Origin of the sequence: Wolbachia endosymbiont of Cardiocondyla obscurior (assembly GCF_902713635.1) — a bacterium.
In the GTDB taxonomy this organism is placed as follows: Bacteria; Pseudomonadota; Alphaproteobacteria; order Rickettsiales; family Anaplasmataceae; genus Wolbachia; species Wolbachia pipientis.
The window spans coordinates 1-8,747 of record NZ_CACTIU010000056.1; the positions used below are offsets into that span (position 1 = coordinate 1).

At 34.8% G+C, this 8,747-nt stretch carries 10 protein-coding genes and 2 pseudogenes; 5 read left to right on the forward strand and 7 right to left on the reverse strand.

Features of this window, described 5'->3' with window-relative positions; translation table 11 throughout:
• Window positions 1-69 precede the first annotated feature (69 nt).
• Window positions 70-801 (reverse strand): tRNA pseudouridine(38-40) synthase TruA, encoded by a 732-nt coding sequence (truA, locus tag WOCAOBSORBRA_RS04650; RefSeq protein ID WP_174516034.1) that lies wholly within the window; start codon window positions 799-801, stop codon window positions 70-72.
• A gap of 71 nt (window positions 802-872) precedes the next feature.
• Window positions 873-995, reverse strand: a pseudogene (locus WOCAOBSORBRA_RS04655) (IS630 transposase-related protein); the annotation flags it as partial.
• Between the two features lie 47 nt (window positions 996-1,042).
• Here WOCAOBSORBRA_RS04655 and WOCAOBSORBRA_RS06665 point away from each other — a divergent pair.
• A pseudogene (locus WOCAOBSORBRA_RS06665) lies at window positions 1,043-1,141 on the forward strand (IS5 family transposase); the annotation flags it as partial.
• Window positions 1,142-1,173: 32 nt separating this feature from the next.
• Entirely contained in the window at window positions 1,174-1,320 is a 147-nt protein-coding gene (locus WOCAOBSORBRA_RS04665) for a hypothetical protein (protein WP_167347159.1), read from the forward strand.
• On the opposite strand, the gene WOCAOBSORBRA_RS04670 is transcribed toward WOCAOBSORBRA_RS04665, so the two are convergent.
• The 3 genes from WOCAOBSORBRA_RS04670 to WOCAOBSORBRA_RS04685 all read right to left on the reverse strand — a co-directional run bounded on the left by WOCAOBSORBRA_RS04670 (window position 1,280) and on the right by WOCAOBSORBRA_RS04685 (window position 3,911).
• A complete protein-coding gene (locus WOCAOBSORBRA_RS04670) occupies window positions 1,280-2,038 on the reverse strand; it encodes a cytochrome c1 (RefSeq protein ID WP_010963022.1) in 759 nt (252 codons plus the stop codon). The genes WOCAOBSORBRA_RS04665 and WOCAOBSORBRA_RS04670 overlap by 41 nt on opposite strands.
• A 368-nt stretch (window positions 2,039-2,406) precedes the next feature.
• Window positions 2,407-3,636 carry a cytochrome b gene (locus tag WOCAOBSORBRA_RS04680; protein WP_006280242.1) on the reverse strand — a complete coding sequence of 410 codons (1,230 nt, stop codon included), beginning with the start codon at window positions 3,634-3,636 and terminating at the stop codon, window positions 2,407-2,409.
• A 104-nt stretch (window positions 3,637-3,740) separates the two neighbouring features.
• Complete coding sequence (locus WOCAOBSORBRA_RS04685; RefSeq protein ID WP_010082675.1) at window positions 3,741-3,911, reverse strand: J domain-containing protein; 171 nt, start codon at window positions 3,909-3,911, stop codon at window positions 3,741-3,743.
• Between the two features lie 68 nt (window positions 3,912-3,979).
• On the opposite strand from WOCAOBSORBRA_RS04685, the gene WOCAOBSORBRA_RS04690 reads away from it, so the two are divergent.
• Complete coding sequence (locus WOCAOBSORBRA_RS04690) at window positions 3,980-5,509, forward strand: N-acetylmuramoyl-L-alanine amidase (protein WP_223823148.1); 1,530 nt, start codon at window positions 3,980-3,982, stop codon at window positions 5,507-5,509.
• A 19-nt stretch (window positions 5,510-5,528) separates the two neighbouring features.
• Here WOCAOBSORBRA_RS04690 and WOCAOBSORBRA_RS04695 read toward each other — a convergent pair whose 3' ends face one another.
• Window positions 5,529-5,780: a J domain-containing protein gene (locus tag WOCAOBSORBRA_RS04695; RefSeq protein ID WP_223823149.1), complete on the reverse strand. Its 252-nt coding sequence runs from the start codon at window positions 5,778-5,780 to the stop codon at window positions 5,529-5,531.
• Window positions 5,781-5,949: 169 nt separating this feature from the next.
• Between WOCAOBSORBRA_RS04695 and WOCAOBSORBRA_RS04700 the strand changes: the two genes are divergently transcribed.
• The gene (locus WOCAOBSORBRA_RS04700; protein WP_155969464.1) at window positions 5,950-6,522 is read left to right on the forward strand and encodes a NifU family protein; all 573 of its coding nucleotides are present in this window, start codon (window positions 5,950-5,952) and stop codon (window positions 6,520-6,522) included.
• Window positions 6,519-7,745 carry a histidine--tRNA ligase gene (hisS, locus tag WOCAOBSORBRA_RS04705; RefSeq protein ID WP_155969466.1) on the forward strand — a complete coding sequence of 409 codons (1,227 nt, stop codon included), beginning with the start codon at window positions 6,519-6,521 and terminating at the stop codon, window positions 7,743-7,745. Before WOCAOBSORBRA_RS04700 ends, hisS begins: the two co-directional genes overlap by 4 nt.
• 20 nt (window positions 7,746-7,765) lie before the next feature.
• Here the strand turns inward: hisS and surE are convergent, their stop codons facing one another.
• A complete protein-coding gene (gene surE / locus WOCAOBSORBRA_RS04710; protein WP_174516035.1) occupies window positions 7,766-8,518 on the reverse strand; it encodes a 5'/3'-nucleotidase SurE in 753 nt (250 codons plus the stop codon).
• Between the last annotated feature and the right edge of the window lie 229 nt (window positions 8,519-8,747).

Sequence of the window (8,747 nt, forward strand, 5' to 3'; positions counted from 1 at the left end):
TAAATCCACACTATACGCCATTATAACTCAAATAGCTTATTATACCTTTATCATTTACTTTGGGAAGTACTATATCTTTACCAAATATAAGCCAAAAGGTGGTGCAGTAACTCCAGCGGCATTTCTTTTGCATTGGTTTAATATATTTAGCATTTCTTGCGGATTGGTTCTATTTTTTCCAAATTCAACTAAAGTACCCACAATAATTCTCACTTGGTTATGTAAAAAGGAAATAGCAGATATTTTGATGTGTATATGATTCCCGTTTTGTATTATATCGATATCATCAATTGTTCTTATCGGATTTGCGGCGTGACAATCTTTTGAACGGAAACTTGAAAGGTCATGTTTTCCAAGTAGATGTTTAGCAGCTTCACGCATAATATTTACATCAAGTGGGCTAAACACTTGCCATACATAACCCGTCTCCAGAGCGGCAGGAGCATAGCGATTAACTATTCTGTATTCGTAATATCTTTTTTTTGCTGAAAACCGTGCGTGAAACGCATCATCTACAACTTCTACATTGAGCACAACTATAGGAATTGATTTTAAATGATAATTTATTGCGTTTCTTATTCTATAAAGCTCAAATTCCTTTTCGATATCAAAATGAGCAACTTGTCCTAAAGCATGAACCCCTGCATCAGTTCTGCCACCACAGTACAAAGTAACTTTCTCACCACTAAAATTAAATATAGCATTTTCTATCTTCTCCTGGATTGAGTTAGCAGAGTGTTGCTGTTTTTGCCAACCAGAGAAACTACTACCATTATATTCTACCGTTATTTTGTATCGCACTGCATTACATCAAGCTCTATCTAAAATAGTCATTTTCTATCTTAACATAATTTATGGTCAAGCCTACAGTGCTGCCACTCCCATAAAGTAGTTCGTCCAATCTTAAATCTTGCTGCCACTGCTTCTCTGCTTTCTCCTTCGTCTAGCGCCTCCATTGCTTTTTTTCTTAAATCATAACTATATGCTGCTGGCATTCAACCTCCTTATCATTATCTATCCTTATCACATCCGGACTTCTATGAAAAGAGCTATAAATCGTGAAAAAGAACTGCTCATTAAGTGCTGTTTGCTTAATAAATTTACTGACATTGGTATGGCTAAATTCGAAATGGCTACATGAATTTATCGTAAATTATTACCGTATAAGGTACGATGCGACAAAGCCATCCCAGTGTCAGCTACTCGGATGACACCGTCATAAAGGAACCAGTGTTAGCTACTTGGATGACAACCATTGTGCTTGAGGCAAAATTGACTATCACTTCTTTTTATAGAGCTTGCTCCAAACTTTGTTGTTAGTTAATACAAAAAACACTGTTAAAATTATAAAATACGCCACTACTTTTAATCCAAGTTTATGCCGGCGCTCTAATTCTGGCTCTGCTGCCCATTGTAAAAAATTTATCACATCATACGCCATATTTTCAACTGTGGCTTGCCTTGCACCATCATATTCCACCATTCCTTCAGAAAGTGGTGGCGCCATAGCTAATCTGCCTGTTGGAAAATACGAATTAAAATATAAATCATTTTCATCGTGTTCGCCGTTTTGATAGCCTGTTAACAATGAATAGACATAATTTGCACCATCATGCCTTGCTTTAATAATTAATGATAAGTCTGGTGGGACTGCACCATTGTTGCTTGCTGCAGCTGCTTCTTTTGTATCAAAAGGCGCAATAAAATAATCCGAAGGTACTCCAGGTCTGTCAAACATTTCACCCAAATCATTCGGACCATCTTTAACTTGATAAGAAGCTGCTATTTGTTTTACATCTTCTTCAGAAAAACCGACATCTTGCAAATTACGAAATGCTACCCTATTCATTGAATGACAAGCAGCACAGACTTCTTTATACACTTTATAGCCACGCTGAATTGACTCTCTATCGAAAGATCCGACAATTCCATCAAATTTCCAGTCTATTTTCTTATTTGGTGATGATTTAAATTCTTCTGCAGATATAAGACTAGATAGAAATAACATGCAGAAGATTGCAAATACATTAGATCCCATGCATAACCACTGTTTTAGTAAATTTCGAATTGATGTCATGCAAGTAGCTGACACTGGAATCCAGCTTATTTCATCACTGACATTATGGTTATCATGCACTCCTAGAATCTGTTGTCCATTGCATGATTTGTAAGTATTTTTATACCTGGATCCCAGTGTCAAGCACTGGGATGACAACGGAAGATAGTGGAATGACACTGTGTGTTGTATACAACGTTCATACAATTGTGTACATGATGCTGGAATCCATTTATTTTTTTTCTGGATCCCAGTGTCAAGCACTGGGATGACAAAAGAGGGCTCTGGGATGACAGAAGAGAGCTCTGGGATGACAGAGAATTTTGTAAGAGATCTGCTTTGAATTGACATCACCTCATCTCCGGCACAGAATCACTTAAGGTTTTTGGTGGTTCTTTTGGCTTTTCATACTTACTAAGCAGTGGTAAAACTATCACAAAGTATGCAAAGTAATAAAGAGTAGATAGCCTACTCATAGTGATGTAAGGCTCTTTTACCTCTTGTCCTCCAAGCCAGGCAAGAAGTACAAAATTTATTGCAAAAACCCAAAAAAATTTCTTAAACACCGGGCGATAAGCACCACTTTTAACTTTTGATTTATCAAGCCAAGGTAACAAAAACCACACTAAAATAGACGCAAACATGGTAAGCACACCAGTAAGTTTATCTGGAATTGAACGTAGCATTGCATAAAAAGGTAAAAAATACCACTCTGGCACTATATGTACCGGAGTGACCATAGAATCAGCTTCTATATAATTGTCTGGATGCCCAAGATAATTGGGAGCATAGAAAACAAATGCGAACAAAACTACAAAAAACAGACCAAAAGTTATGCAATCCTTGACTATATAATAAGGATAGAGAGGGATGGTATCCTTATCTGATTTTACCTCCACTCCACTTGGGTTACCAGAGCCAAACCTATGCAGAGCTATCACATGAAGCATAGCTAAAGCAATAATAACAAAAGGCAGAAGATAATGCAGAGCGAAAAAACGGTTAAGTGTTGGGTTATCCACTGAAAAACCACCCCATAACCATATAACTATTTTATTGCCAATTAAAGGTATAGCAGAAAATAAGTTGGTTATAACTGTTGCACCCCAGAAACTCATTTGTCCCCAAGGCAATACATATCCCATAAAGGCAGTTGCCATCATTGCAAAAAATATAAATATTCCAATAAACCACACCATCTCTCTCGGTCTTTTATAAGATCCGTAATATAATCCACGCATTATATGAACATAGACTACCATAAAGAAGAGCGATGCTCCAACAGCGTGAGTGTAGCGTATTAACCACCCGTAATTCACATCTCGCATTATGCGCTCTACACTATTAAACGCATAATCAACATGCGGAGTGTAGTGCATAGCAAGAAATATACCTGTTATTATTTGTAAAATCAGCGCTATACCAGCCAAAGAGCCAAAGTTCCAAGCATAATTTAAGTTTTTTGGCACTTGGTAAGAAGCAGTGTGTCTTAGAAAAGAAAATATAGGCAATCTATATTCTATCCATCCTAATATGCCTTTTTCTTCTTTTATTGTTTCTTTTTTGTTATCTTCCTGCATAACTTAAACCTTTCTGAACACATGTCCATTGCTACTTTTATCTTATTTTTTTATTGTAGCAACTTATCCTTTACGCACAAATAAAAACTTTAAAGCAATATTAATTACCTCTTCAGCAACCTGTCACGTGCTGCGTTTAATTTTTGTGCAAAATATTCCGAGCCTCCTTTATCTGGGTGAACTAATTTCATTAAATTTTGATATGCTTTATTGATTTCATTTTGGTTCGCTCCAGAATCTATTCCTAGCACTTTAAATGCTCCATCTCTGAACATGTTACTACTACCAGACTAGTATGATTTTGTCTTGTAAATTTATTCAACAACCCTATTCTAACTATATAATGAAAAATTATCTACAAAGTGTTTATGAAGATGGTATGAAAATCCAACTATCTAAAGTCAACAAATATTTATTAGTTTTACTGATTACTGTCTCAGCATTTCTCATATCTGGGCAAGTATCCAGTTCAAGCAATATCGAGAATGATTTTCAAGATTTACAAGAAAAATTACCATTATTGAAAGATCAGGATTTGTTATTTTTAGATCCAGCTTCAGCTTTAAATTATGGTGATAGGGCAGGTAAAAAAGTGTTAATGGTTATAGTTCACCATACTGAAACATCAACACTAAAAGGTACAAAAGATACGCTGAATGCTAGAGGATTGTCAGTTCATTTTATTGTCGATAGGGATGGCAGCATCACCTTAATGGTTCCATTAGAGAAAGAAGCATGGCATGCTGGTATTAGTTATGCAAGAGTTAAGGTAGATAGTAAGCTTGAAGAGTTACGGAAGCTTAACAACTATTCTGTAGGTATTGAAATTGTAAACACAGGACTTGAGCCTTTTCCGGAAGAGCAAATGAGATCTGTTAAAGAGCTGATTTTATACCTTATGGAGCGTTTTAAAATTAAAAGGGATATGATATTTAGTCATTCTGAAATAGGAACTATAGTGTATGATCCAGAGCTTGGCTATACAATGCGTAAACCAGATCCACACAAATTGTTTGATTGGGAGTTATTAGAGAAAAATGAAATTGGATTGCACATAAGTGACAGAATAAACCCTAAAGATGCTAAACACAAAATGGGCAAAACATTGTATAAAGCAGGTGATAGAAATGAAGGTATTTTGAAATTAAAACAAAGGCTGAACAGATTTTTCTATAAGATAGAACCTTGGAATGATAAGAAAGGTAATGTAATTTTTCCTGATAATAATGCTGATTACTCAGATGAGTTTGATGAGAATTTTGTATGGGTTATTTATCAGTTTTCAATACATAATTTACCAAGAGAAATTAGAAAAGATCTACCTCTTAAACTAGAACAAGCAGATATATTTCCTGAATTCTTTAGTGAATATAGTCATGGCATTTCTTCTAGTTATCTAACCTTTAGTGAAAAAATTAAATCGACTCTACAACCATGTTTAAGCAAAGTAGATTATGAGAATTTATTATCTTCTCTTGCACAATATGAGAATAACATTTCTCCTGATGCATCTACCACTTTAATGTACAAAATTAAGTTATACTATGATTCTTATTTAAGATATCGCATATGGTCTTCACTCTATAAACCATTTAAGCTTAATGTATTGGAAGAGTTAGAGATTTTAAAGAGTGGAGTGTTATCTTTAAAATCACTAGATAGCTCTAAAGCTGCAGAAGTTTCCAGTTTAATTGATAGCTTTAAAGTAGATATTTCTTTAGAATTTCAGGGTTTTGAAAAACAGTGGTTTCAGGAGTTTAAGAATGCTTGGAGACAAGAATTTATACCTTCCCTGGAAGAACAGATAACATGGACTGCACTACATGAAGCAATATTGGAGTATTTAGAAAAAGCAAAGGAAGAAATTCGTTAAACGAAAACTTTTTTTAAGATCACTTTTTTAACAATTTATCACGTGCCGCATTTAGCTTTTGCGCAAAATATTCCGAGCCTCCCTTATCTGGGTGAACTAATTTCATTAAATTTTGATATGCTTTATTGATTTCATTTTGACTTGCCTCAGGATTCAGCCCCAGTATCTTTAATGCTTCATCCTTGGACATGTTATCACCAGTGTAATTTTCAGTATAACTTCTACTGCTACTAAATTCGTTCAAAAACTTACTCAATATAGAGTTCATCATGAAACTTATGTTATTTTTTTTTGTCAGGAAAAGAAAAAATACAACAACGCTAGGCAAGACAAATGTAACTACTATGAATATCAAAAAAAGGAAAAAGATGAATGACATGTATATTTTTTTATCATTTTATGATTAAATAGTAACAATTATAATCGTCATGGTAAATAACATGTTCATTCAGATTGAAGAAACACCTAATCCAAACACACTGAAATTTCTCCCTGGATTTGCAATTCTAAACGAAGGAGAAACGGCTGATTTTTCAAATGCAAATGAGATAAAAAATTCTAAACTAGCAGCAAATCTTTTTCAAATAGAACATGTGGTAAGAGTGTTTTTTGGTCATGATTTTATTTCAGTAACAAAATTGGGTGGAATTAATTGGGATACATTAAAAGTAGAAATTTTAACTACAATCATGGATCACTTTACTTCAGGTGGAAAAGCACTAGATAAAGAAGGAGTAAATGATAATAATATACCGGATGAAGAATTTTTTGATAAAAATGATATAGAAATTGTAAATAGAATAAAAGAATTAATGGAAAGTTATATCAAACCTGCAGTTGCTCAAGATGGTGGCGATATCAAATTTCGTGGCTATAAAGACGGGATAGTTTATGTTGAGTTACAAGGAGCTTGCTCTGGATGCCCAAGTGCTGCAATTACTTTAAAGCAAGGAGTGCAAAATATGCTGAGCTACCACATACCAGAGATTGCAGGTATAGAGACCACACTATGACTAATCAAACGGTTAGAGGAACAAAAGATCTCCTGTTTGATGAATGGTACAAGTTTAAACACATAGAGCAAACAGCAAGCAGAATCTCAAATCTATATGGCTTTTTGCCTGCTCAAACTCCGATATTTGAATACACGGAGGTTTTTACAAAAACCTTAGGTGATAGCTCAGATATCATCACTAAAGAGATGTATAGCTTCAATGATAAAGGGGGAAAGAGCATAACTTTACGTCCTGAGTTCACTGCAGCGATTGTCAGGCTACTCATTGAAAAAAAACTGCAAACACCGATAAAATTATTCTCAACAGGACCTGCATTTCGCTATGAAAGACCGCAAAAGGGAAGACAAAGGCAATTTCATCAGATAAATTTTGAGGTTTTTGGCATAGAAGATCCAAAAGCTGATATTGAATTGATATCACTCGCTCAGCACTTACTAACTGAATTTGGCATCAATAAAAATGTAAAGCTGGAAATCAACTCTTTAGGTGATGGTGAAACAATAACTAAATATAGAGAAGCTTTGATCTTATACTTTACAAAGTATCAAAATGATCTATCAGAAGATAGCAAAAATAGGTTGATCAAAAACCCACTCAGAATACTGGATTCCAAGGACGAGAAAGATAAATCAATAATTTCTGATGCGCCCAAAATCAGCAATTATTATACGAAAGAGTCCTCAGATTTCTTTGAACAAATACTAAATGGATTAACAATTCTTGATATACCTTATACCGTAAACAATAAACTAGTTCGAGGTTTGGATTATTATTGCCACACAGTGTTTGAGTTTGTTACAGAGGATTTAGGTGCACAAGGGGCAGTTTTTGCCGGTGGAAGATACGATAATTTAGTATCTTCAGTAGGTGGAAAACACACTCCAGCAATAGGATTTGCAGGGGGTATTGAGCGCATAATGGAGTTAATCAATTATTCTCCGAAAGAAGAGCGACCTATTTACCTAATTCCAATCGGTAGAGAGGTTGAAGAATATACCCTAACACTTGCGAATGAATTGCGCAGAAATGGTTTATATGTAATCTATGAATATAGCGGAACGCTCAGAACCCGAATGAAAAAAGCAAATCAAGCAAATGCTAAAGCTGCTTTAATCTTTGGCGATGAAGAATTGAGTAGTAAAACTTTAAAGATTAAAAACATGGATACAGGTGAAGAAAAAATAATTGCTCGCGATAACACAATAGAAAATATCTATTAGGAGCAATGCAAATGTTTTTCTCAGTCAGCTATAGAAGAAAATTCGTCTGCACAAGAATTTTTCATAGCATTCAATGTATCATAATCTGTAAAATCTAATTTTACTGGTGTGATAGTAATAAATCCTTCTTTTATTTTATTTATACTACCACTGCCTGAGTGCTCTCGAGACCAATTTAAGCTAAAAGAGCCATTCGAATTTTCAGTAAAAATTAAATCCCCATCAATGTTATATTCACCTTGTTCAGCAAATTCTACTCCTTTTACTTTTTCTGTAGCAGGAAAATTTACACTCATCACTATGTTTTTAGGCCAACCAACCTTAACGAGCTTGGCAATAACCTTTGGTGCAAAAACCTTTGTATTGTGCCAGTCTATTTTATCATGATAAACTTGGCTCAGTGCAATAGAAGGTATAGACCTTGCAGCACCTTCCATTACAGCACCAATTGTTCCTGAATAACAAATATCGTCCCCGACATTTGATCCAATATTTACTCCGGACAATATTAAGTCTGGTTTTTTATTCATAACTTTATTTAGCGCAATAATGACACAATCTGCAGGAGTACCAGACACACTAAATTCCCTTTCACTATGTTGGTTTATTCCAATAGATTGTTTCACTGGATAATCAAGAGATCTTGCAGCTCCGCTTCTATCAGTATCTGGTGCCACTATCCATATTTCTGGCGCAAAATTCCGTGCAATCTCTTTGAGTAATTTTATTCCTTCACTTCCAAAACCATCATCGTTTGTTATTAATATTATCATATACAATGTTCAGCTATACAGCTCCAAATTATGTAAACCACTGGCTGTAAATAAACTCATGAGGCTTTAAGTTTCTTTGCATAACTACGAACTGTAACAAAGAACCTGCTGTAAATCAATAGATTTCTTGCACAGGCCATAACTGTCATTACAATAGAAACGAAAAAACTTACTTGACACCCTTCGCCAGCGCCCTTATCATGATAGTGAAGCTATTGTATTTGCTTTC

What these genes read in the sequence shown, in the direction of transcription:
- WOCAOBSORBRA_RS04665 (WP_167347159.1), top strand. Translation starts at nt 1,174, where the DNA reads ATGCGACAAAGCCATCCCAGTGTCAGCTACTCGGATGACACCGTCATA.
- WOCAOBSORBRA_RS04670 (WP_010963022.1), bottom strand. Translation starts at nt 2,038, where the DNA reads ATGGGATCTAATGTATTTGCAATCTTCTGCATGTTATTTCTATCTAGT.
- WOCAOBSORBRA_RS04680 (WP_006280242.1), bottom strand. Translation starts at nt 3,636, where the DNA reads ATGCAGGAAGATAACAAAAAAGAAACAATAAAAGAAGAAAAAGGCATA.
- WOCAOBSORBRA_RS04685 (WP_010082675.1), bottom strand. Translation starts at nt 3,911, where the DNA reads ATGTTCAGAGATGGAGCATTTAAAGTGCTAGGAATAGATTCTGGAGCG.
- WOCAOBSORBRA_RS04690 (WP_223823148.1), top strand. Translation starts at nt 3,980, where the DNA reads ATGAAAAATTATCTACAAAGTGTTTATGAAGATGGTATGAAAATCCAA.
- WOCAOBSORBRA_RS04695 (WP_223823149.1), bottom strand. Translation starts at nt 5,780, where the DNA reads ATGATGAACTCTATATTGAGTAAGTTTTTGAACGAATTTAGTAGCAGT.
- WOCAOBSORBRA_RS04700 (WP_155969464.1), top strand. Translation starts at nt 5,950, where the DNA reads ATGTTCATTCAGATTGAAGAAACACCTAATCCAAACACACTGAAATTT.
- hisS (WP_155969466.1), top strand. Translation starts at nt 6,519, where the DNA reads ATGACTAATCAAACGGTTAGAGGAACAAAAGATCTCCTGTTTGATGAA.
- surE (WP_174516035.1), bottom strand. Translation starts at nt 8,518, where the DNA reads ATGATAATATTAATAACAAACGATGATGGTTTTGGAAGTGAAGGAATA.